Annotated in this window: 19 protein-coding genes; 6 read left to right on the forward strand and 13 right to left on the reverse strand. The window is 62.6% G+C overall.

Annotated features, from left to right (window positions below):
* Positions 1-150 precede the first annotated feature (150 nt).
* Positions 151-1,020, forward strand: coding sequence for a helix-turn-helix transcriptional regulator (locus ACSX1D_RS08400; protein ID WP_439861798.1), 870 nt, complete (start codon positions 151-153; stop codon positions 1,018-1,020).
* On the opposite strand, the gene ACSX1D_RS08405 is transcribed toward ACSX1D_RS08400, so the two are convergent.
* The 9 genes from ACSX1D_RS08405 to ACSX1D_RS08445 form a co-directional block, all read right to left on the reverse strand.
* The gene (locus ACSX1D_RS08405) at positions 1,017-2,960 is read right to left on the reverse strand and encodes a DUF3363 domain-containing protein (protein ID WP_439861799.1); all 1,944 of its coding nucleotides are present in this window, start codon (positions 2,958-2,960) and stop codon (positions 1,017-1,019) included. The genes ACSX1D_RS08400 and ACSX1D_RS08405 overlap by 4 nt on opposite strands.
* Before the next feature lie 351 nt (positions 2,961-3,311).
* On the reverse strand, positions 3,312-3,836 hold the full coding sequence (locus ACSX1D_RS08410) for a S26 family signal peptidase (RefSeq protein WP_439861800.1): 525 nt from the start codon (positions 3,834-3,836) through the stop codon (positions 3,312-3,314).
* Entirely contained in the window at positions 3,833-4,075 is a 243-nt protein-coding gene (locus tag ACSX1D_RS08415) for a hypothetical protein (RefSeq protein WP_439861801.1), read from the reverse strand. Before ACSX1D_RS08415 ends, ACSX1D_RS08410 begins: the two co-directional genes overlap by 4 nt.
* Positions 4,072-4,710, reverse strand: coding sequence for a ParA family partition ATPase (parA, locus tag ACSX1D_RS08420; RefSeq protein ID WP_439861802.1), 639 nt, complete (start codon positions 4,708-4,710; stop codon positions 4,072-4,074). The genes ACSX1D_RS08415 and parA overlap by 4 nt, the downstream gene beginning before the upstream one ends.
* A gap of 244 nt (positions 4,711-4,954) precedes the next feature.
* Positions 4,955-5,782, reverse strand: a complete 828-nt coding sequence (locus tag ACSX1D_RS08425) for a replication initiator protein A (protein ID WP_439861803.1) — start codon at positions 5,780-5,782, stop codon at positions 4,955-4,957.
* Between the two features lie 11 nt (positions 5,783-5,793).
* Positions 5,794-6,075: a helix-turn-helix transcriptional regulator gene (locus ACSX1D_RS08430; protein ID WP_439862283.1), complete on the reverse strand. Its 282-nt coding sequence runs from the start codon at positions 6,073-6,075 to the stop codon at positions 5,794-5,796.
* 600 nt (positions 6,076-6,675) lie between these two features.
* Positions 6,676-7,188 carry an antirestriction protein ArdA gene (locus ACSX1D_RS08435; protein ID WP_439861804.1) on the reverse strand — a complete coding sequence of 171 codons (513 nt, stop codon included), beginning with the start codon at positions 7,186-7,188 and terminating at the stop codon, positions 6,676-6,678.
* Positions 7,189-7,394: 206 nt separating this feature from the next.
* Positions 7,395-7,691 carry a LasR-specific antiactivator QslA gene (locus ACSX1D_RS08440; protein ID WP_439861805.1) on the reverse strand — a complete coding sequence of 99 codons (297 nt, stop codon included), beginning with the start codon at positions 7,689-7,691 and terminating at the stop codon, positions 7,395-7,397.
* The gene (locus ACSX1D_RS08445) at positions 7,684-7,959 is read right to left on the reverse strand and encodes a hypothetical protein (RefSeq protein WP_439861806.1); all 276 of its coding nucleotides are present in this window, start codon (positions 7,957-7,959) and stop codon (positions 7,684-7,686) included. Before ACSX1D_RS08445 ends, ACSX1D_RS08440 begins: the two co-directional genes overlap by 8 nt.
* A gap of 595 nt (positions 7,960-8,554) precedes the next feature.
* On the opposite strand from ACSX1D_RS08445, the gene ACSX1D_RS08450 reads away from it, so the two are divergent.
* From ACSX1D_RS08450 to ACSX1D_RS08470, 5 genes are all read left to right on the forward strand, one after another.
* On the forward strand, positions 8,555-9,916 hold the full coding sequence (locus ACSX1D_RS08450; RefSeq protein ID WP_439861807.1) for a purine-cytosine permease family protein: 1,362 nt from the start codon (positions 8,555-8,557) through the stop codon (positions 9,914-9,916).
* Positions 9,917-10,028: 112 nt separating this feature from the next.
* Positions 10,029-11,207, forward strand: a complete 1,179-nt coding sequence (locus ACSX1D_RS08455) for a porin (RefSeq protein ID WP_439861808.1) — start codon at positions 10,029-10,031, stop codon at positions 11,205-11,207.
* Between the two features lie 364 nt (positions 11,208-11,571).
* Positions 11,572-13,251: a caprolactamase subunit beta gene (capB, locus tag ACSX1D_RS08460; protein WP_439862284.1), complete on the forward strand. Its 1,680-nt coding sequence runs from the start codon at positions 11,572-11,574 to the stop codon at positions 13,249-13,251.
* 35 nt (positions 13,252-13,286) lie between these two features.
* Entirely contained in the window at positions 13,287-15,377 is a 2,091-nt protein-coding gene (gene capA, locus ACSX1D_RS08465) for a caprolactamase subunit alpha (RefSeq protein WP_439861809.1), read from the forward strand.
* 96 nt (positions 15,378-15,473) lie between these two features.
* On the forward strand, positions 15,474-16,433 hold the full coding sequence (locus ACSX1D_RS08470; RefSeq protein WP_439861810.1) for a helix-turn-helix domain-containing protein: 960 nt from the start codon (positions 15,474-15,476) through the stop codon (positions 16,431-16,433).
* A 415-nt stretch (positions 16,434-16,848) separates the two neighbouring features.
* Here the strand turns inward: ACSX1D_RS08470 and gabT are convergent, their stop codons facing one another.
* The 4 genes from gabT to ACSX1D_RS08490 form a co-directional block, all read right to left on the reverse strand.
* A complete protein-coding gene (gene gabT, locus ACSX1D_RS08475; protein WP_439861811.1) occupies positions 16,849-18,129 on the reverse strand; it encodes a 4-aminobutyrate--2-oxoglutarate transaminase in 1,281 nt (426 codons plus the stop codon).
* A 91-nt stretch (positions 18,130-18,220) separates the two neighbouring features.
* Positions 18,221-19,684: an NADP-dependent succinate-semialdehyde dehydrogenase gene (gabD, locus tag ACSX1D_RS08480; protein WP_439861812.1), complete on the reverse strand. Its 1,464-nt coding sequence runs from the start codon at positions 19,682-19,684 to the stop codon at positions 18,221-18,223.
* Positions 19,685-19,703: 19 nt separating this feature from the next.
* Positions 19,704-20,531 carry an ABC transporter permease gene (locus ACSX1D_RS08485; RefSeq protein WP_439861813.1) on the reverse strand — a complete coding sequence of 276 codons (828 nt, stop codon included), beginning with the start codon at positions 20,529-20,531 and terminating at the stop codon, positions 19,704-19,706.
* Between the two features lie 13 nt (positions 20,532-20,544).
* On the reverse strand, positions 20,545-21,792 hold the full coding sequence (locus tag ACSX1D_RS08490; protein ID WP_439861814.1) for an ABC transporter permease: 1,248 nt from the start codon (positions 21,790-21,792) through the stop codon (positions 20,545-20,547).
* Positions 21,793-21,827 lie beyond the last annotated feature (35 nt).

The raw sequence follows: 21,827 nt of genomic DNA on the forward strand, positions 1-21,827 counted from the left end.
ATGCTCGCTTGCGCTCCAGGGTGGCGCGTGGGTGGAACAGCTGAAGGCTGTAGCGTCTGGTACAAGTCTTTGCGGCTGTGGAGGGCTATTCTTCTCGGGATTTATAAGGGTTACAATTTGACTGTTTATACTGTTACTAGAGGTAATCGGATGAGCGCGCCCCGCACCCTCGAACCTACCCGGGCGGAACTGGCCGAGTTCCTGCGCAGCCGCCGCGAACGCATCTCGCCGGAGGAGGTGGGGTTGCCGGCGGGTAGTCGGCGGCGCACGCCGGGGCTACGCCGCGAGGAGGTGGCGGCCTTGGCCGGGGTGGGCTTGTCCTGGTACACCTGGCTCGAACAGGGGCGGGACATCAGCGTCTCCGCGACCTTCCTCGACAACCTCTCGCGCACGCTCAAGCTCGACGCCACCGAGCGCCGTCACCTGTTCCTCCTCGCCCACCAGCGCCTGCCGCCGGAGCCGGGGCGCACCTGGTGCGTGGTGCCGCCGCTGATCCACCGCCTGATGGGCGACCTGCCGACGCGCCCGGCTTACGTGCTCAATCTGCGTTGGGACGTGCTGGCCTGGAATGGCGCGGCGGACCGGGTGTTCGGCTTCGCCGCGCAGCCGGTGGAGCGGCGCAACCTGCTGTGGCTGCTGTTCACCAGCCCGGCCATGCGCGAGTTGTTCGAACCTTGGGACGAGCAGGCGTTGCAGATCCTCTCCAGCTTCCGCCGTGACTTCGTCCGTGCCACCCAGGACCCGGATATAACTGCGCTGGTGAAGGCCCTGGAAAAAGCCTCGCCCGACTTCAAGGCCTGGTGGCGCCAGCAGGACATCCACGGCCCCTGCCAGGGCATCCGTCATTTGCACATCGAGGATGTCGGTCCCGTCGACTTCGAGCACACCACCCTGACCATCGATGAGGACCGCCACCTGCGTCTGGTCTACTACGCGGCGAAGGAGGGCAGGGCGCAGAGCCGCGCCTTCGAGCAGTGGCTGCAGCAGGCGCCCGAGCCGGCTGGAGTACCGGCCGCTTAACCAATCGATGGGCCGCGCTGGCGGCCCAATTGCCAGGACACGCCGTTGCCCTGCACCACGGCAGACAGGCTCTGGCCGAGCTTCTGCTCGATCACCGGCTTCCAAGGCACCAGGCTGAAGCCGATGCCATCGTCGAGCAGGGCAAAGCGCCCGCTGGCCAGTTGCAGGCTGCGCCGGTAGACCCCGCTGACCCGCTCGCCTTCGACCACCGGACGGTGCCGCATCCCCGTCTGCGCCGTGATCTCGCGCGCCGCCGCCGTCAGCTCGCGACCACGCAGGGTGGCCAGCAGGTTGCGCGCCAGCACCACGCGCTGACCCTGGCGCTGGGCCAGGCCGTGCTCCACCAGAAAGTCCGCACGCTGGCGCAGGGCCTCGCGCACCTCGGTGCCGAAGCCATGGTTGGCCAGCTCGCGGCTGCCACCGAGCAACTGCTGGTCCAGCCAGGTTGCACCGATGGCCCTGACCTGCCGCTCGATGGGCAGCGGCGTGCGCAGCTCCACGGCGACCTCACCAAGGCGGCGGGCGTCATGCCGCAGTCCCTGCTCCGGCAGGTCGGCCGGCACACACCAGACACCCTCGGCCACCCGCTCGACGATGCCGGCCCGGCGCAGGGCCTCCAGGCGCCTTACATGGCGCTCGGCCAGCGCCGTGGGATCCGCCCCGTCGCCTGACTGCGACCGGGCCAGGTGCTGATCGGTGCGATAGAGGCCGCCCGCCGCCAGCGCAGCAATCGAGCGGTCCACCGCGCGCGGTTCGCTCAGTGTCCGCGCCTCCACCACGGCGCCGATGGGGTAGTCGGCCAGTTCCGTGCGAGCCGGCAGGGCCAGGTAGTGGGCCTTGCCATCGAGGCCATCGACCACCAGGTAGCCACGGTCGTGCAGTTCATCGGCGAGCCCCTTGGCCACCACCCGGCCGGTCACCGCAGGGCTGCCGTTACCGGAATCGAATACCGCTAGTTCTCGCGGCGTACCGCCCATCGCGCGCTGTAGCGTGCGCACGATATCGCCGCGCTCGCCCAGGGCTCGCAGGGTCGCCTCGGCATCGTCGCGCACGAGCCACTGTCCAGGCCGAACCTCATGGGCCAGGTCCAGCCGCTGCAGGTGCTGCAGGCGGCCGATCAGCAACTGCCGGCGCGGATGATTGGCGAGGCGCTTCAGGCTCAGCACGCCGGCCTGGCGCTCACGCAGCAGGGCGCGATCCAGGCTGGTAAAGCGCTGCTGCTCCACCTCGCGCTGCAGGCCCTGCTGGATCTCCAGTTCGGTGCGTGGGCCGAGCCATTCGGTGGCCAGTTCGGCGGCGCGGTTGCGCATGCCTTCGGCGATGTAGTCGCGCGCGATCACCAGGTCCTTGCCGGTGTCGTCCTTGCCGCGCAGGACGATATGGGTGTGCGGGTTGTCGGTGTTCCAGTGGTCGACCGCCACCCAATCCAGGCGCGTGCCCAGGTCCTGTTCCATGCGGCTCATCAGGTGGCGGGTGTAGGTGCGCAGGTCGTCGAGCTGCTCGGCGTCTTCGGGCGAGACGATGAAGCGGAACTGGTGGCGGTCCTCGCGGCCGCGCTCCTCGAAGGCTTCCACATCGGCCTGGTCGGTCTGCGGGCCGTAGGCCTGGCCCGGATCGCCCTCGCGACTGACGCCATCGCGCTCGATGTAGCGCAGGTGGCTCAGGGTCGAGCGCTTGCCCGCCTGGCGCAGGTTCACCAGGCGCGTCTTGATGGTGACCCGGCGGGCGTTGGGCGGCAGTTGCTGTGCACTGAACCGCGCGGCGACATGCCCACGGCCGAGGCGGGCGCCGGGCTGCTGGCCGGTTATGCGCGGCTTGCCGGCGCCGGCCTTGTTGGCCTGGCGCAGTACCTGGTTGATGTAGCTTTGGCCGCGTTGCTTCGGCTTGCCCGGCTGGGGGCGAAAGCCTTGCTCGTCGTTCTGATGGTGCTCCTTGCTCATGCTGATTCCTCTTCCATGTCGATCGTAGTGTGGCGTGCCGGGCACGCTCATAGGCCGGTGCTGATCCGGGGTGAACACGATCACGGCACCTGGTGAACTTGATGCGGTGCCGCCTCCAACCCCCGTGCAGACTGCTTTCCAGGGCTAGCGAAGTGCCGCCCCCTTTTATCTTGCCCTCCGCTTTTCCCGTGCCTTTGTGCTCCTAGGTTGGGTAATCAGGTGAGGTGGGACGTGGACTTCCAAAGTCCCAGACCGGCAGGCGAGGGCAGTTATATCGGCATGACGGTGGTGCTCGACTCCGCAAGCCGAGCACACGCATTCGGCAGACGGATTGACTCTGAGAGGGTCTGTTCATCGACGCGACTTCAGCCACAAGGGCTGCGCCCGGCCGATCACCGTGTCGGCTGAGACCGGGCCGAAGTAACGGCTGTCGAACGACTCCGGATGGCTGCCGAGCAGGAACAGCTCCCCGCCCATCAGGCGTCGACAGCCTCGCCAGACCGGCAGCGCACGACCTTGTCGATCCCCGCGCAACTGCCTGGCCACCAGCAGGCCGTCGACCCCCAACTGACTGTCACGCACGCACACCTGCTGTGGCGCGACCGCCGCAACGCTCTTCAACAGGGGCAAGTTCGCCGGCAGGTAACCACGCTGCGCCGCCAGTGCCATCACCTCTGGCGGCAGGTGGACCAGCAGCAGATCTCCGGCTGCAAGCGTGCTGGTTGCTGTGATGCGATACCAGCCGATGGGCACGCTGTCGGAGGAGTTGTAGACGAGTTGGGGCGGCGATGTCGCGAACGCTGCCCAACCCAGTGCCAGCAGGCTGCCAACGGCCAGCGCCAGGGGCCACCGCGCACGCTGACTGCTCGGCCTCATGGCGTGGCCTCCGGGTATTCCCGCTCCAGCACCTCGCGCAGCAACTGCGCCACCGTCACGCCGCGGTTGAACGCCGCCAGCTTGATCCGCGTGCGCAGGACGGGCGTCACGTCCAGCGTCAGCCGCGCGGTGTAGCGTGCCGCCTTGCTGGGGGCGATGGCGGTGCCCTGGCGTATCCAGGCCTCGGCCTGCGGATCGGCCAACGGCCGTGCACCGATGCTGATGCGCTTGCCGCTCATGGCGCCCACCTCAGCAGCTCGTCGACCAGGTGGCTGACCTCGCGTGCGGCGACGCTGTCCGGTGCCAGTTCGCAGGCCAGTCGACCGGCCGCCACGCTCTCGGCAAACACGATGCGCTGGCGTACTTCGGCCTGCAGCGCCGGCAGCGGTTGGTCGGCCAAGGCGCCGCGCGCCTCGCGGCCGATCACTGTGGTGCTGACCCTGCGGTTGATGGCGAACGCTGCTTGCAGCGTGGGACGAAACAACTGCGCCTCGCGGATCAGGTTGACCATCTCCGCGCTGGCCCACAGGTCGTAGGGGCTGGGCTGCACCGGGATCAACACACGCTCGGCGGCCAGCAACGCCGAGCGGGCGAGGGCGGCGATGCGCGGTGGTCCGTCGATGATCAGGTGATCGGCACGCCGGGCCAGCTCCGGTGCCTCCTGGTGCAGCGTCTCGCGCGCCAGGCCGACAGTGCCGAACAGCCTGGGCAAGCCCTGCTGGCTGCGCCGCTGGGTCCAGTCCAGCGCCGAGCCCTGAGGATCGGCATCGAGCAGGATGACGTTATGGCCGCGCAGGGCCAGTTCGCCGGCGATGTGGGTGGCCAGGGTGGTCTTGCCCACCCCGCCTTTCTGGTTGAGTAGGGCGAGGATCATGGCCGTTTCTCCCCGGCCAAACCGCCCCAATCAGCACCTATCCACAACTGGGCGCAGCCCCAATAACAAGTTAGAGCTTTTAAGTTAGTTAAGTTAAGGGAGGCTGCAGGCCACGCCAGCCGTGGCCTGCAGAGGATTTCGTGCGCCTGATGGCACGAGGGTGATGCTCCTGATAGCACGTGCCGGCGTGCGCCTGATAGCACGTCGGGATTCACAGCTTTTCCAGAGGATATCCCCGTGCCGTCTACGGCACGGCCCGGAAGCTCAGTAGTTCCACTGACGGTGAGAGTCGAACGATGCCCAGGCGATAGCCCGGCAGCGACTGCCGGGTGACCAATGCACGCAGGTCGAGGGCGAAGTCCGAGTAACGCGCCGTGCTCCCCGACTTGCGGTACAGGTGGCGAAAGTCGAACTGCCAGCCGTCCTCCTGGCGCCCGCCGTGCTTGCGCACCAGGCGGTACAGCCAGCGCTCGATGCCGCCGGAGAGGCGGAAGTAGGCCGGGTCGATGGTCAGCACCAAGGCCTGATCGAGCACCCCGCGGTAGAACCAGTCCGGCAGGATCAGCTCGATGCCCAGCGGCCGGCCATCCGCCTCGGCCAGCTCCTTCCACTCGTTGATCCAGGAGAACCGGTGCAGGCGCCGGCCCGTGGGTGCGCGAAGCGAGGTCGCCACGCTGGTCGACTGCAGCCGATCCAGGGCGGCCTTGAGGCGCTGGTAGTCGCGCAGCGAGGTGCCGCGGCCGATGAAGCGCAGGATCTGGTAGGGCGTCGCACGCATCAGCCGCGAGGTGGGAATGCCGGCATCGCGCGCCTCGACGATCTGGCTGGCGGCCCAGATCAGGATGTCGGCATCCCAGATCGTGGCGATGCCATGATCCAGGGTGCCCTCCACGCGCACCGTCACCTCGCCCGAGCGAAAGTCGATCGGTACGGTGCGCCGCGACTTGGCCAGCGAGAAGAACGGATGCGCCATTAGGTCCTGGGCGTCGCGCGGCGCCAGGTCGCCCGGCAGGGCGCGGAACAGGTCCAGTTGCTCGCCCTGCGCCGGCAGGGAGCCTACGTCGCGACTCATGGGCAGGGGCTTCACTGCTCATCACGCTGCGCTCCCGGGTGGCGGTCGAGGTACTCGGGGTCGAAGGTGGTCTCGAAGCTGCGTTCACCGGCCCAGGCCTCGAGATCGGCCAGCGCGTACATCACCCGCCGACCGAACTTGTGGAAACGCGGCCCGCCGCCGATCACCCGCTGCTTCTCCAGCGTGCGTGGCGACAAGCGCAGGAAGGCCGCTGCTTCGTGGTTGGTGAGGTAGCGCGGCGAAGGGCAGGCCTGAGGCGTTTGCGCTTCACTGGCGCGCTCTACAGGCCTCATGACGTGGGCCGTAGGGCCGGCCTTGCGGTGCAGCGGGGAGTCGAGATCGATGGGCTGCGGGTGACGGGAAGGCTCGGGTGAGTGCGACATGGGGGGTCCTCCGTTGACGTGGGAGGTGCACCGTGCGGCAGTCGGCGCGCTCGATCATGCCGGGTTGGGTCAGGGCGAAGGCGCAGGCAGGAGGGGAGTGGATTGAGACCCGCAGGGTCTGGATGCTGACCGAACACAACCCACTCGTGCGAGCGACCACCGGCGACCAGCCCCCGCACCGAGACAGATTCGCACGGTCCTACGGATTTGCGGATCTGCGGCTTTCTGTAGAAGCGCAAAAGCGCATCGGCGGATTTCCGTAAATCCGTAAAAGCGCAGATCCGTTTCTGCACAAATCCGTAGATCCGTAGAAGCGGATCTACGGATTTGGGTAAAGACGTAAGACCGTAACAGTCTGAGTCGGCAGACACCAGAATGGGGCTGCTGCACGCCGATTGCCGGGGGCGTGCACCCGTGCATCAGCCTCCTGGGTGGGGCGCGCGGGTGGCCGGCAGGACAGGGGCGCAGAAAACAAAGGCACCGGGTAGGCCCCGGTGCCCTGCGTTCGGTCTAGCGATTCCAGAACACGTGCACCTGCTCGAAGCCGGTCTCCAGGGTAAAGACATCGCCGCCCATCTCCATGTCGCGGGCCATGGCACGGTAGTCGATGTACATGGCCAAGTGCGGCGGAATACTGGTGGTTTGCTCGGTCAGCTCCTGGGCGTAGTCAGCCAGCGAGGCGTAGCAGCCGCAGTAATCTTCCTCAGCCGCCTTGCGCGCCTGCTCCAGGTCGTCGAAGTGGGCGAGCAGGGCGCCGCCAAACTCCGGGTACTCCTCGATAAAGCAGGCAACTTCGTGGGCGCTTTCGAGGCCTTCGTACTCACCGAGGCGGTAGCCATCGAAACCCTCGAAGTCGTGGATGGCGTATTCCTCCGCTCCCTCGACCGGCGAGGCCGCCAACATCGCCTCGACCTGCGCCTGGATGTCGTCCAGCTCCAGGGTGGCATCGATCCAGACACCATGCAGGTGGCCGGCGTTGTAGGCGGCCAGGTCGGCCACATAGATCCTGATTGCTTCGCTCATGGCTTTCGCTCCTTCGTCTTCCGGGTTCTGCGCTTGCGCGGCGCGTGAACCCCTGCCGACTAGGGCGACTAAGGCCGTGGTGAAAAAATCAGGAAAAATCGCGGAGGCTCCACCCAGCGCAGGCCGGGTGGAAACCGTCTATTTTTCTTGATTTTGAGGGGGCAAGAACCCCTGCTCCTGGCGCCAGTGCCGGCCCAGTTGCTGGCCTAGAGGCTCAGGGTCACGTCCCTGAGCGGCTCCATCCCGCAACGGGGTGAGCACAGGCGCTGGTGGATGCGGCTGAGAAAGCCCACTTCGAAGGCACGCCGCTCAATGGCGCGGGGCAGGTGATCGCGTTCGGCGATCATCGCCGCCCAGAGCCAACCGCTGCGCGGGTTGTCGAGCCAGGCCTGGGCGAAGCTGACGCCGCGGTCAAATACCTGGCGACAGTCGTCGGCCCAGGTGATCTGCATGCCCAGGTGGTCATCATGGGCGGGCAGTTGGGTGACGACAGCCTTAGCCATGAAGTGCCCCTCCTCGCGCCTCGGACAGCGCACGGCGGTACAGCACGACCAGCTCATCCAGCAGGTCCAGGGCCGAGTAGGCCGTAATCCGCAGGCGCAGGTTCTCCGGCTGCAAGCCATCCGGTTCGGCTATCTGATCGAGCAGATTGCCGAGCATTGTGGCGCGCAACTCGGCGGCCGCCTCGACGGGCAGGGGCGAGCGTTCGGACTCGTGCAGTGAGCTTGGCTGGCGCGGGAAGGGGAGGATGCAGGTTTCGAACTCAGCCATGGCGCACCTCCCGGATGGAGGCGAACAACAAGACCAGAGGCCCAGGGCGGAGCCCTTGGGTAAAAAGGGGGTAGCGCATTTTCCTTATGCTCCTTGGTTCGATTAAGGAGCTGCCACCCACCGTTCTGACGCAGTATGGTGGCAGACCGTACGGGGGTCAGAAACCGGAAACCAAGGGAACCGGCCAGGCAAAAGCCTGCCCCGCACGGCCTGCCATAGAAAAGCGATGGCAGGACATTGGAATGTCTGCCGCTCCGCTATGACGCTACCGCGCCCTGGTTTCATCGGGTTCTGACGCCCGGCCGTGGGATTGACCACGACGGGCGCACTCTAGCCTGCGGGTTTCGGGATGGCAACCTGCTGTGGCGTAGGTGGGGCATATCGATCTTTGCGTTATTCTGCTACCAACTGATCGCCCTGGCTTCTGCCCTCGGCGCGGTTACGCGGCGCTCTGGCTGCATAGCCGCTTGCCAATTGAAACTACCGCGATTCAGTTCTCTGTATGACAAAAGATAGGACAGTCAGCAGCAAGTAATTACCCGCCTGACGCACTTACGATCATGACTCAACTCATTCCTACAACAAGAGAAGAGTCATGGCCGGAAACATTGAAAGACAAGTCGATAGTGTCGACTACACCGCCGTCGCGGTTCCTGAGGGACACCGTATGAACAAGGGGTCCCTGACGATGGCCTGGTGGGCCATCTGTAGCGCCATGTTCTGGCTAGTGGTTTCTGCCACTTTGGCGATGAATTTTGGTACCAAGAACGCCATCATCGGTTTGCTCCTATCGGTCGTCACCTATGCGGTGATTAACGGCGTCATTGCACGCTACGCCATCAAGACAGGCTTGTCGGTAGCCCTGTTTTCCCGCGTACTATTTGGTCGATCTGGTGCTGCATTGGCAACGCTGATCTTCTTCGCAACTGCGATCTACTACAGCGTATTTGAAGGCTCTGTGATTGCGATCGCCATTCACGATTACGTGTCGGGGCTGACGCTCAATCAGGCTTATCTACTGGTGGTAGCCTATAGCGTACCGCTGGTATTTGGCAGCGTTCAGAACTGGCTGGATAGGCTCAATGGCCTACTGTTGCCATTCTATCTGGCAGGGTTGGTCGCAGTGGTCGTGATGGCCGTCGATACGTACGGCTACAGCTCGGCATGGCTGAATATGGGGCCGCCAAGTGGCCCAGTCGAGAGTGGCTGGTGGAATTGCTTTACCTATTTCATGGGCGTGTGGATTCTCATGATGTACACCTGGGACTACGCGCGATTCGGTCGCCAGGAGGATGCCAGCTTCCATGCCAAGGTCAACTTTGGCCTGCCTTTCTATATCTTCACTTTTCTGGTCAATGGGCTGGTCGGGATCTTTCTTGCTGCCACCATTCCAACCCAAGGTGGTCTTTCGGAGGTTTCGGTGGTGCTGGCCATCGTCGAGTTGATGGGCATTTGGGGCCTGATCTTTGTGTGGGTCAGCCAGACTCGCATCAATACCGCCAATTTCTTTATGGCGGCCAGCAATATGCATGCCTTCTTCGGTCGTTTCGGCTTGTCCAAGATCCCCTATATGGTCTGGACTATCGTCGTCGGGGTAGTGGTTTACCTGCTGATGCTATTCGATGTGTTTAGCTACATCCTGCAGGCCTTGGCCTACCAGAGTATTTTTGTAGTCGCCTGGGTGGCGATCGCCTTGGCGCATATCAGCTCGCCAAAGTACGCGCAGCTGTTCGAGGGCAAGGTCGAGTTCGAGCAGGACCGTGTCACCTCGTTTAACCCTTGCGGATTGACTGCTTGGTTCTTTGCTGCGGCTCTGGGAATTGCAGTGCTAAATTTCGGCAGTGCTGCGCTAGCCACCTTTTCGGCGCCCTTGACCTTCTTTAGCGCATTCGGCGCGTACTGGCTGTTACTCAATAGCGCGAAGCGCAGCTGGTTCGTACGCGCTAGTTGCGGTTGAAAAAGCGCTCACTCTTCCGCTCTAGATACAGCGCCTAAGGCTTAGCCGTAGAGTTCAACCGGCTCCCCTTAGGTTGCATAAAACAAGAAATATAATACCAAGAGAATGCTCTATGTATAAGATCTGCCACCGGAAGCTGTTCTCGCTGGTTCTGCTTCCAATGTCGATTGCATTAGATATGCCGGCCTACGCGGTAACCATCAACGAAAATCTGGATATTGGTGGCGCTGTCCGCGCCCGCGTCGACTATGATCCGGATCGCGATATCGAAAAACTCAGTTTCGATACGTTTTTCTTGACCGCTACGTACAACTCCAGTAGTTGGATCGGTGCGGCCAAGTACCGCTTTTACGGCAAGGCCTATCCTTTTGATTACACTGATAAGATCGGTGATATTTCCTTCGCCGAGTATGCTTGGATTGGTTACAAATTTGACGAGAGTCGGCAGGTACAGGCTGGCCTCAACAAGATTCCCTTTGGGTTGCAGCCGTACTTTGGCAGTCCCTTCTTCGAGTCGTTGGGTAATGTTATCGGCCTGGAGGACATCCAGGATCTAGGCATCAAATACATCCACCAAGGCGGTGACTGGAATCTGCAGGCCGGATACTACCTTCAGCCTGCCGATCAAGGGCAGGGCACTAGCAGGGGCGGGAAGACTTATGCGACCAGTGTTGCGGCTGCCGATGACTATGTCGTCGGTGGCAGTAACAACAAGGAGCGCGACATCTTTGTCGGGCGAGTCGCCCGCAATTTGAGTCTGGGAGGCTGGCAGACAGAAGTCGGCGTTTCGGCGCTAACCTCCACGTTGGAAAACCGTGACAGCGGTGAGGATGGCCGGCGCCATGCCGTGGCGCTGCATTACCACGGCAAGAATGGTCCCTGGGGCCTGCAGTTGCAGGCCACCCGTCAGGACATGCGTCCCAGAAATCCTGAGAGCAACAAGGTCGTTAGCTTCGGCAGTTTCGACGGGACTTTTAACGTTGCCTCCAGGGGGAATCTCTATGTGGCGGACTTGAGTTACGACGTGCCAGGTACTTTCGGCTGGCTCTCTGGCATGAAGGTCTATGGCAACTACAGCAGGTTCGAAAAGGACGAGCCTAACTTCGACGACTCGCAACGCTTCATTTTAGGTACTTCGTTCTCCCTCAAGGACTTGTGGATAGCCGTTGAATGGTTGCACGGCAAGAATGATCCCTACATAGGCGGAAGTAGCTACACCCAGAGTTTGGGTAGCGGCGGTAGCAATCAATGGGAGAATCAGTTGTACACCAATATCGGCTATTACTTCTAAGCCAGTCACGTATCTTTCGGATAGACAATCCACGTCATGCTTCCTGCTTGGCCAGCCTCGTGCTGGCCTTTTTTATTTGGGCGCTGAGCACCATCTTCAAGCCACTAGAGCCCATCGTACCAATATTCCTAGACAGATCGCCCGGGCGTTCCTCCCCGTGGCCTGTTCTAGGTTCCCTCAGAAGCAAAAGGTTGTGCGCCTCATGACAAGTCTGTGGGCATTGCTGCGCGTAGCTTAGAGGTGTGGGCAGGACGACTTTCCGCCCCCACCTGGCTAACAACAAGATTTCTGGTGACCCATGAGCACAGTAGATCCGATCACCCTGGCAGTCGTGCGCGGTGCGCTCGAAACCGCCCAGCGAGAAATGACCCTGACGCTGGAAAAGACCGGCCGCTCGAGCGTGTTCAACCTCGCTCACGACTATTCCAACGCACTTTTCGACCATCTACCGGAGATGATCCTGCAAGGGCAGGACATCCCGATCCATCTCGGTTCTTTGATCCCTGCGATGAAGTGCGTGGCCGGTTTCTTCGGCGACGACATCGCTGAGGGAGACGTCATTTACCATAACGACCCTGCGTACAAAGGCAGTCATATCATTGATTGCTGCATGTACAAGCCTGTGTTCTACAAGGGCGAGTTGGTTTTCTGGACCGTGTGCAAGGGGCACTTGACCGATATTGGTGGTCCCGTGCCGGCGGGATATAACCCTGACGCCAAGGAAATCTACGCCGAAGGACTGCGCATTCCGCCGGTCAAGTTATGGTCTCAGGGCAAGCGGCGTGAAGATGTAATTAACCTATTGCTGACCAATATGCGTGCGCGGCCCTATCAGGAGGGCGACCTGAACGCCCAGTACGGAGCCTGTAGTGTGGGCGAGCGTCACCTGATCGAATTGCTCGATCGCTATGGTGTCGAAGAAGTGCGGGCTTGTATCGCTGAACTGAAGGACATGGCCGACCGGCATATGCGTTCACTGCTGCGAGGTGTGCCGGATGGTTTCTACAGTGGAACCGCAGTTCTCGAGGACTCAGGACACGGTTTCGGTGAGCTCTCGATTACTGCAAAGGTAGAAATCCGCGGTGACGAGGCACATGTGCTCATCGAGAGTCCTCCACAAGTGCCTTACTTCATCAACTCGTATGAAGGCAACTCGATCTCTGGGGTCTATCTAGGCCTGATGATGTTCGCTCAGGTCCCGCCTCCCTACAACGAAGGGCTGTACCGTTGCGTCAGCGTTGATCTAGGGCCGCCCGGCACCCTGTGCAACGCCCAAGAGCCGGCTCCGCACGTAAATAGCACTACAACCCCTATGGAAACTCTCGCCGATGCAGTGCGCCTGGCGCTGGAGCAAGCCGCGCCAGATCGCGTCACTGCCTCCTGGGGACATGCCAGTGGTATCAACATCGCCGGCCGCGACCCGCGCAACGGCAATGATGAATACGTAACCATGGTGCTGGCCTCGATCATCTCCGGTGCCGGCGCCAACAAAGCCATGGACGGTTGGCCGGCTTGTGGCCCGCTCTGCTGTTTCGGGGCGTTGATGTCCGGTGATATCGAGCTTCTGGAGTACTCCTATCCCGTGCTCATCCACCGCTATAGCTTGATGATCGATAGTGGTGGGGCGGGCGAGTTCCGCGGTGGCTCCGGCACCCGCATCGAACTGGAGCCGCTCAATCACGCCATGACGGTGGTCGGATTTGGTGAGGGGCGGCAGCTGCCAACCGCTGGTGCGGCAGGTGCAAAGAACGTACTGCTCGAACCGAAACTGGGGCGACTGATTCACCGGCATGTCGACGGCGACGAAACCCACTACATCCAGAATGCTCTGATAACTGCTCAGCCGGGCGAGCGGGTGATCAACGTCAATCCAGGTGGCGGCGGATATGGCGATCCAATGCGCCGCCCTGTGTCGGATGTACTCAACGATGTACTCAACGGTTTGGTATCGCGTGAAGGTGCGCAACTAGAGTACGGCGTCGTCCTCGACAGCACCGGCCAACTCGACGAAGCAGCAACACGCGCTAACCGTGCTGCGCATTGATCGCCGTCCCCTGAGCAAAAGCAGAGACTCATACCATGACTAAGCAACAATATCGCCTGGGTATCGATGCCGGCGGCACTTTCACCGACTTCATTCTTGCCGACCACAGTGGTAACGTGCAGCTGTTCAAGGCTCCTTCTACCCCACATGACGGGACCGTGGCGATACGCAACGGCCTGGCGCAGATTGCCGACGCCATTGGACGCACCCCGGCAGAGATCATTGCCGACTGTGACCTGTGTATCAACGGAACTACCGTGGCCCTGAACGCACTGATCGAAAAGACCGGCGTCAAGGTTGGCTTGTTGTGCACCGAGGGCCATGAGGACAGCTTGGAAATACGTCTTGGCCATAAGGAGGACGGCCATCGATACGATGCGAGCTACCCACCGGCGCATATGTTGGTGCCGCGTCACTTGCGGCGTCCAATTGGCGGGCGGATTCTTAGTGATGGCAGCGAATACAGTCCGCTGGATGAAACCGCGATACAGGCTGCGATTGAATACTTCCGTGAACAAGACGTAAAGGCGGTAGCAATTTCCTTTGTCTGGTCAGTGCGCAATCCAAGCCATGAGCAGCGCGCAGCAGAGTTGGTGCGCGCCGCATTGCCAGATGTGTTTGTGTGCACTGGTAACGAAGTTTTTCCGCAGATTCGCGAGTACACCCGCACTTCCACTACGGTGGTCAACGCCTATCTTAGTCCTGTGATGGGGCGTTACATCGAGCGTATCGATGCATTGTTCGAAGAACTAGGTGCGCACCAGCCTACCCGCTACTTCCAGTCCAATGGCGGCCTGGCGCCCGGCGCAGTGATGCGCGAGCGAGCGGTCAATGCGATCAACTCGGGACCGGCTTCTGCTCCGCAAGCCGGCCTGTGTGTGGCACAACCATTTGGTATCGACAACGTGATCACGGTCGACATGGGGGGCACCTCGTTCGACATCACCTTGACCAAATCTGGGCGTACGAACTTCAGCAAGGACACCGACTTCCTGCGTTATCGCATCGGCGTACCAATGATCCAAGTGGAGACGCTTGGTGCTGGCGGGGGGTCGATCGCCCACCTTGACGACTTCGGCATGCTTCAGGTAGGTCCACGCAGCGCCGGGGCCAACCCTGGGCCTGTGTGCTATGGCAAAGGCGGAGGGGAGCCGACCGTGACCGACGCCAACCTGGCGCTCGGCTATCTGGCGGACGGCGCGTTGCTAGGTGGCAGTATTCGCCTGAATCGACAAGCCGCAATCGACGCGATCCGAAGCAAAATTGCCGAGCCACTTGGCATCAGTGTCGAGCGTGCTGCTATAGGCATTATCACCCTGGTAAACCTTAATATGGTCAGCGGCATTCGTCGGGTATCCGTCGAGCGTGGTTATGATCCGCGTGACTTTGCGCTAATCGGCGCCGGCGGAGCTGCTGGTATGCATGTGATGCGCCTGGCCGAGGAGATCGGGAGCAAGGTCGTGCTGATCCCCAAGGTGGCCTCGGGATTGTGCGCCTTCGGTCAGATCCTCTCGGACATCCGTTACGATCAGCTGACAACTCTACCAATGCGTCTGGACGATGATTTTGTTGACCTGGAGCAACTGAACGTCGCTCTGCATGACCTGCGTGAGCGGGGTATGGCCGATCTACGCGACGATGGCTTCAGCGCCGGTAATCAGGTGGAGTGTCATTACAACCTGGAAATCCGCTATCTGGGGCAGATCCACGAGTGCAGCGTCGAACTCACGAGCGAGCAGCTCGACAGTCAGGGGCTTCATGAGCTGCGCGAGGCGTTTCACCGTAAGCATAAGGCACTGTTTTCCTACAGCGAGCCTGATAGCCCGGTTGAGTTGGTGAACCTGGAGTGTTCAGTAATCGCGCGCTTGAAGCGGCCGCCGATGCCTGAACTGGCAGCCCCGGGCGAAGCCTCTGCAGCAGTCCCTGCTAGCCATAGGCCTATGCTCTTTAACGCGCAAGACGAATGGCAGGATACCGCAGTTTATGATGGTGATCGCATAGAGGTAGGGCAGATGATTAAAGGGCCCTGCGTGATTCAGGAGGCCACCACCAACATCGTTGTTCCGCCAGGCTGGAATGTGACGCTGGCTCCCTCGGCCACCTATCAACTGACCCCCGGTAATTGACCCACGGAACGCGATAGTCAAGGATGGCGTAATAACGACACCAACGTAAACAGCGTTGGTGTCGTCCTCATAATAACTACAAGTTGAGGACCCGCCATGGCACATCAATTGTCTACACGGTTCTGGCCCGAGAGTGAAAGGCAACCGCGCTGGGCCGAAGCCATCGGCAGTACATATTTCCCGCTGACGCTTGAGTTCAATTCCAGCGCCAGTTTTCAAGGTAGCCTGAAGATCTGGGAGACGGGCAGTACACCTTTGACGCTTTCTCGCCTGCGCTCTAGCCAGCTTGGCTATTCGCGCAGCAAGGCGCAGGTCAGTGAAGATCCTGAACCCTGCTATTTGGTTACTGTTCCACGCCGGACCGAAGTGCACTTCGAGCAAGACGGACGTGTCCTGCATTGTCGACCAGGCGGCTTTATCTTTGAGCGTGGTGATGCCCCATATCGTTTTCACTACGCTGCCGACAACGATCTTTGGGTGTTCAAGCTGCCTGAGCGCGCTCTTCATGGCCAACTGCGCGGTGTCGAGCGCTATACGCGTTTCTGTTTCGATGCCCAGCGTGGTCTCGGGAGGATTTTTGTCGACCAGTTAGCGATGTGTGCCGCGCGCTTTGATGAGTGTGACGAGGCCGCGCGGCATATGTTGCTGGAACAGGCCTGTTCGACTCTGCTATTGGCACTACGCCAAGATGAACGGGTGCTCAATAGTGAAAATTCAAACGTGGCAGCTTTGCATCTGAGGCAGATCGAGCGCTATGTTGAACAGAATCTCTGCTCGCCTGAACTGGCACCACAACAAGTAGCTCAAGCGTGCGGCATATCCGTGCGCTATTTGCACAAGCTGTTTTCCACGACGCCCTACAGTCTCGGAGAGTGGATTCGTCTGCAGCGCCTGGAGGCGGTATACCAGCGCCTACGTGACCCGCACTGCCATCTCACGATTGGGGAGCTGGCCTTTCGCTGGGGCTTCAGCGATCAGGCTCAATTTTCCCGCAGTTTTCGCCAGCACTTCGGCTGTACTGCCAGTGAGGCCCGAGTATTGCCGGTCAAGCATTAGGCGGGCAACTGAGCTATCGAAGCGACGCTGGAGTGCTGAATGGGGCGGTTGCTATCTCAAGAAATACGACCAAGGAGGCGGCTTCTGGGGCAGTGAGCTGGTTCACTGGCGGATCCAGCTCAGCGTTCCAGGTGTCCGATGGCGGCTGATAGGCCACTGCTCTTCTGGTTCTTAGGCGCGCAGCGAGCGACAATCAGAGAGCCTGCCGGGCTTTATGTTCTAGGTGATATTTCTTGGGCCTACATCACGATCATTCTGGACGTTCTGGCCTTCATCGATGGCGATGAAAGATGACCTGCTATACCTGCTTTTGGGTTGACGGCAGGGTGGCTGATGCTTCGGAGCGGTTACTTATGCGAGCCAGTTAGCAGGCAAAAAAAGACCCGCCGCAGCGGGTCTTCTTGCATCACCGGCCTCAGGCCAGTTCGTCGAAGCACTCCTTGATGATCGCCAGGCCCTTGTCCAGCTGGGCATCCGGCGCGGTGACCGGCACCAGCACGCGCACCACGTTGCCGTAGGTGCCGCAGGACAGCAGGATCAGCCCCTTGTCGCGCGCCTTGGCGACGATCTGCCCGGTCAGCGCGGCATTGGGCTTGTGCAGGTCGCCGTCCTCGAACAGCTCCACGGCGATCATCGAGCCCAGGGCGCGCACGTCGCCGATGGCCTTGTGCTTGGCCTGGATCTCCTTCAGGCCGCTGACCAGGCGCTCGCCGACCGCCTTGGAGCGCTCCAGCAGCTTCTCCTCGTCGAACACCTGCATCACCGCCAGGGCCGCGGCGCAGGCGATCGGGCTGCCGGCATAGGTGCCGCCCAGGCCACCCGGGGCGATGGCGTCCATGTACTCGGCCTTGCCGCACACGCCGGCCAGGGGGAAGCCGCCGGCGATGGACTTGGCGAAGGTGGTCAGGTCGGCGGCCACGCCCATCTGCTCCATGGCGAAGAAGGTGCCGGTGCGCCCGGCGCCGGTCTGCACCTCGTCGGCGATCAGCAGGATGCCGTGCTGGTCGCACAGCGCACGCAGGCGCTGCATGAAGTCCTTCGGCGCGACATAGAAGCCGCCCTCGCCCTGCACCGGCTCGACGATGATCGCGGCGATGTCACGGGGCTCGGCGTCGTTCTTGAAGATGCGTTCGATGCTGGCCATGGCGTCGTCGCTGCTGACGCCGTGCAGCGCACAGGGGTACTGGGCGCGATACACGCCGCCGGGCATCAGGCCCATGCCGGCCGAGTAGGGCGCGACCTTGCCGGTCAGGCTCAGGGTCATCATGGTGCGGCCGTGATAACCGCCGGTGAAGGCGATCACCCCGGCGCGGCCGGTGGCGGCGCGGGCGATCTTCACCGCGTTCTCCACCGCCTCGGAGCCGGTGGTGACCAGCAGGGTCTTCTTGGCGAAGTCGCCCGGCACCCGCGCGGCGACCTGTTCACAGACCTCGACATAGGGCTCGTAGGCCAGCACCTGGAAGCAGGTGTGGCTGAGCTTGGTCAGTTGCTCCTGCACCGCGGCGATGATCTTGGGGTGCAGGTGGCCGGTGTTGAGCACGGCGATGCCGCCGGCGAAGTCGATGAACTCGCGGCCCTCGACGTCGGTGACCGTGGCGTTCTCCGCGCTGTCGGCGAAGATCGGGTGGATCTGCCCCACGCCACGCGGAACGGCGGCGGTGCGGCGCTGCATCAGGGATTCATTGGTCTTGCTCATGACTTCCTCGGGTAGGTTGTGCGGGGCCGCCTGGGCCATGCGCACCGGAAAGTTAACCAAGGTGCGCGCGGCGCACCCTACGAAAGGGCAATCAGATACCCAGGCACAGGTACTTGATTTCCAGGTATTCATCCAGGCCGTACTTTGAGCCCTCACGGCCCAGGCCCGAAGCCTTCATGCCGCCGAACGGCGCCACCTCGGTGGAAATCACCCCGGTGTTGATGCCGATCATGCCGTACTCCAGGGCCTCGGCCACGCGGAACACCCGAGCCAGGTCACGGGCATAGAAGTAGCCGGCCAGGCCGAACTCGGTGTCGTTGGCCATGGCGATCACCTCGGCCTCGTCCCGGAAACGGAACAGCGGCGCCAGCGGGCCGAAGGTTTCCTCCCTGGACACGGCGGCATGCTTGGGCACGTCCAGCAGGATGGTCGGCTCGAAGAAGGTGCCGCCCAGGGCATGGGGCTTGCCGCCGGCGAGCAGGCGGGCGCCCTTGCTCAGGGCGTCGTCCAGGTGGTGCTGGACCTTGGCCACGGCGTTGCCGTCGATCAACGGGCCGGTGGTCACGCCAGCGTCCATGCCGTTGCCGACCTGCAGCTTGGCCACGGCGGCAGCCAGCTTTTCCGCGAAGGCGTCGTACACGGCGTCCTGCACGTAGATGCGGTTGGCGCAGACGCAGGTCTGGCCGTTGTTGCGGTACTTGGAGATCATCGCGCCCTCGACTGCCGCGTCCAGGTCGGCGTCGTCGAAGACGATGAAGGGGGCATTGCCGCCCAGTTCCAGGGACAGTTTCTTCAGGGTCGGCGCGCACTGCTCCATCAGCTTGATGCCTACGCCGGTCGAGCCGGTGAAGCTGAGCTTGCGCACCACGGGACTCTCGCACAGTTCGGCGCCGACCTCGCGGGAGGCCAGCACGTCGGCGGTGACCACGCTGAGCAGGCCCGCCGGAAGGCCGGCGCGCTCGGCCAGGGCGACCAGAGCGAGGGCCGAGAAGGGTGTCTGCGGTGCCGGCTTGAGCACCATGGCGCAACCGGCCGCCAGGGCCGGCGCGGCCTTGCGGGTGATCATCGCGCTGGGGAAGTTCCACGGGGTGATGGCGGCGGTGACGCCAACTGGCTCCCTCTGCACCAGGATGCGCTTGTCGACGGCATGGCCCGGCACCACGTCGCCATAGGCCCGCTTGGCCTCCTCGGCGAACCACTCGATGAAGGATGCGGCGTAGGCGATCTCTCCGCGGGCTTCGGCCAAGGGCTTGCCCTGCTCAAAGGTCATGATCCGCGCCAGGTCTTCCTGATTGGCCAGCACCAGTTCGTACCAGCGGCGCAGCAGGTTGGCCCGCTCCTTGGCGGTCCGCGCACGCCAGGCCGGCTGGGCGGCCTGAGCGGCTTCGATGGCGCGGCGGGTTTCGCTTCTGCCCATGTTCGGCACGCTGCCCAGGGCTTCGCCGTTGGCCGGGTTGAGGATGGTGGTGCGCTGACCGCTGTCGGCTTCGCACCACTGGCCGTTCACATGAGCCTGCTGGCGCAGCAGGCTGGGATCTTGCAATTCTAAGGACATGATGGACCTCTACTCTCGGTCAGGCAGGCTGCTGGGTACGCAGTTTCTCGCTGCGTCCGCGCAGCCATTCCAGGGTCAGCAGCAGGAGGATGGAGAAGCCGATCAGCAGGGTAGCCGCCGCCGCGATGGTCGGGCTGAGGTTCTCGCGAATGCCGCTGAACATCTGCCGCGGCAGGGTCACTTGTTCCGGGCCTGCGAGGAACAGGGTCACCACCACCTCGTCGAAGGACGTGGCGAAGGCGAACAGCGCGCCGGAGATCACCCCCGGGGCGATCAGCGGCAGAGTCACCCGGCGGAACGCGGTGATCGGTGAGGCGCCGAGGCTGGCGGCGGCGCGTACCAGGTTGTAATTGAAACCCTGCAGAGTCGCCGACACGGTGATGATGACGAAGGGCACGCCGAGCACCGCGTGTACCAAGATCAGCGACAGGTAGCTGTTGCCCATGCCCAGCGGGGCGAGGAACAGGTAGCTGGCCACGCCGACGATCACCACGGGCACCACCATCGGCGAGATCACCAGGCTCATCACCAGGGCCTTGCCGCGGAATTCGCCGCGGGTCAGACCGATGGCTGCCAGGGTGCCCAGCACCATGGCGATCAGGGTGGCCGCCGGGGCGATGATCAGGCTGTTCTTCAGGGCGCGCATCCAGCCGGCGGACTCGAAGAAGTCCTGGTACCACTGCAGGGAGAAGCCCTGCAGCGGGTAGACCAGGAAACTGCCGGAGTTGAACGACAACGGGATGATCACCAGCACCGGCAGGATCAGAAACAGCAGCACCAGAGCGCAGAGGGTGCGCAGGCTGTAGTGCCAGATCCGCTCGATGGGTGACATGTAGGGGCTTAGCATCTCGACTCTCTCCTCAACTCATGCGCAGGCGGCTTGCGCCGACCAGCCAGCTGTAGACCACATAGAGCACCAGGGTGGCGAGCAGCAGCAGGCCACCCAGCGCCGTGGCCATGCCCCAGTTGATGCTGACGTTGGTGTAGAAGGCCACGAAGTAGCTGACCATCTGGTCGTTCGGGCTGCCCAGCAGGGCCGGGGTGATGTAGTAGCCGATCGATAGGATGAACACTAGCAGGCAGCCGGCGCTGATCCCGGCCAGGGTCTGCGGGAAGTACACCCGCCAGAAACTGGCGAAGGGGTGGCAGCCAAGGGAGATCGCCGCGCGCATGTAGGTCGGCGAGATGCCCTTCATGACGCTGTAGATCGGCAGAATCATGAACGGCAGCATGATGTGCACCATGGAGATGTACACCCCGAAGCGGTTGAACACCAGCTGCAAGGGCTCATCGATGATGCCCAGGCTGAGCAGGGCGCCGTTGATCAGGCCGGAGGACTGCAGCAATACGATCCAGGCCGCCACGCGCACCAGGATCGAGGTCCAGAACGGCAGCAGCACCAGGATCATCAGCAGGTTGCTCTGCCGGGTCGGCAGGTTGGCCAGCAAGTAGGCCAGGGGGTAGGCCAGCAGCAGGCAGATGGCGGTGATCACCAGGCCCATCCAGAAGGTGCGGGCGAAGATGTCCAGGTAGATGGCCTGGTCCGGCGAGGCCGGGGCCAGTTCGCCGAGGTCGTCGATGCGGTGATCGACGGCCGCCAGCAGGTAATAGGGGCTGATGCTGCTACTGTTGCGGCGGATCACCTGCCAATAGGCCGGATCGCCCCAGCGCTCGTCGAGGCCTTCCAGGGCATCCTTGTAGGAGGTTGGTTCGTCCTTGAAGGGCAGGGCCCGGGCGGTCTTCATCATCAGGCTGCGATAGCCGGCCTGTTCCATGTTCATGCGCTTGGACAAGTCGCCGATGCTGCGATTCTTGCGCGCTTCGGCCAGATCCATGCTGAGCGCCCGGTATACCGGTTCGGCCGGCAGGGCGCGGCCGTCCCAGCTGGCGATGGCCTCGACGGTGCGCGGCATGCTGCTCACCACCTCGGGGTTGTTCACGCTTTTGTAGAGCAGCGCGGCAATCGGCACCAGGAAGACCAGCACGAGAAACACCAGCAGCGGCATGATCAAGGCCTGGGCTTTCAGGCGATTGAGCCGCTCGGCACGGGCCAGGCGCTGCTTCAGCGTGGGGCCGGCGACCTCGTTCAGGGGCACTGCAATGGCCATAACGAACTCCGAAAATCAGGAAAGACGCCCCTCCC

The sequence above is a fragment of the Pseudomonas sp. MBLB4136 genome (assembly GCF_051904765.1).
Lineage (GTDB): Bacteria > Pseudomonadota > Gammaproteobacteria > Pseudomonadales > Pseudomonadaceae > Aquipseudomonas.

Excerpts from the sequence above, each read along its gene's own strand:
- ACSX1D_RS08400 (WP_439861798.1), top strand. The coding sequence starts at position 151 with ATGAGCGCGCCCCGCACCCTCGAACCTACCCGGGCGGAACTGGCCGAG.
- ACSX1D_RS08405 (WP_439861799.1), bottom strand. The coding sequence starts at position 2,960 with ATGAGCAAGGAGCACCATCAGAACGACGAGCAAGGCTTTCGCCCCCAG.
- ACSX1D_RS08410 (WP_439861800.1), bottom strand. The coding sequence starts at position 3,836 with ATGAGGCCGAGCAGTCAGCGTGCGCGGTGGCCCCTGGCGCTGGCCGTT.
- ACSX1D_RS08415 (WP_439861801.1), bottom strand. The coding sequence starts at position 4,075 with ATGAGCGGCAAGCGCATCAGCATCGGTGCACGGCCGTTGGCCGATCCG.
- parA (WP_439861802.1), bottom strand. The coding sequence starts at position 4,710 with ATGATCCTCGCCCTACTCAACCAGAAAGGCGGGGTGGGCAAGACCACC.
- ACSX1D_RS08425 (WP_439861803.1), bottom strand. The coding sequence starts at position 5,782 with ATGAGTCGCGACGTAGGCTCCCTGCCGGCGCAGGGCGAGCAACTGGAC.
- ACSX1D_RS08430 (WP_439862283.1), bottom strand. The coding sequence starts at position 6,075 with ATGAGGCCTGTAGAGCGCGCCAGTGAAGCGCAAACGCCTCAGGCCTGC.
- ACSX1D_RS08435 (WP_439861804.1), bottom strand. The coding sequence starts at position 7,188 with ATGAGCGAAGCAATCAGGATCTATGTGGCCGACCTGGCCGCCTACAAC.
- ACSX1D_RS08440 (WP_439861805.1), bottom strand. The coding sequence starts at position 7,691 with ATGGCTAAGGCTGTCGTCACCCAACTGCCCGCCCATGATGACCACCTG.
- ACSX1D_RS08445 (WP_439861806.1), bottom strand. The coding sequence starts at position 7,959 with ATGGCTGAGTTCGAAACCTGCATCCTCCCCTTCCCGCGCCAGCCAAGC.
- ACSX1D_RS08450 (WP_439861807.1), top strand. The coding sequence starts at position 8,555 with ATGGCCGGAAACATTGAAAGACAAGTCGATAGTGTCGACTACACCGCC.
- ACSX1D_RS08455 (WP_439861808.1), top strand. The coding sequence starts at position 10,029 with ATGTATAAGATCTGCCACCGGAAGCTGTTCTCGCTGGTTCTGCTTCCA.
- capB (WP_439862284.1), top strand. The coding sequence starts at position 11,572 with ATGACCCTGACGCTGGAAAAGACCGGCCGCTCGAGCGTGTTCAACCTC.
- capA (WP_439861809.1), top strand. The coding sequence starts at position 13,287 with ATGACTAAGCAACAATATCGCCTGGGTATCGATGCCGGCGGCACTTTC.
- ACSX1D_RS08470 (WP_439861810.1), top strand. The coding sequence starts at position 15,474 with ATGGCACATCAATTGTCTACACGGTTCTGGCCCGAGAGTGAAAGGCAA.
- gabT (WP_439861811.1), bottom strand. The coding sequence starts at position 18,129 with ATGAGCAAGACCAATGAATCCCTGATGCAGCGCCGCACCGCCGCCGTT.
- gabD (WP_439861812.1), bottom strand. The coding sequence starts at position 19,684 with ATGTCCTTAGAATTGCAAGATCCCAGCCTGCTGCGCCAGCAGGCTCAT.
- ACSX1D_RS08485 (WP_439861813.1), bottom strand. The coding sequence starts at position 20,531 with ATGCTAAGCCCCTACATGTCACCCATCGAGCGGATCTGGCACTACAGC.
- ACSX1D_RS08490 (WP_439861814.1), bottom strand. The coding sequence starts at position 21,792 with ATGGCCATTGCAGTGCCCCTGAACGAGGTCGCCGGCCCCACGCTGAAG.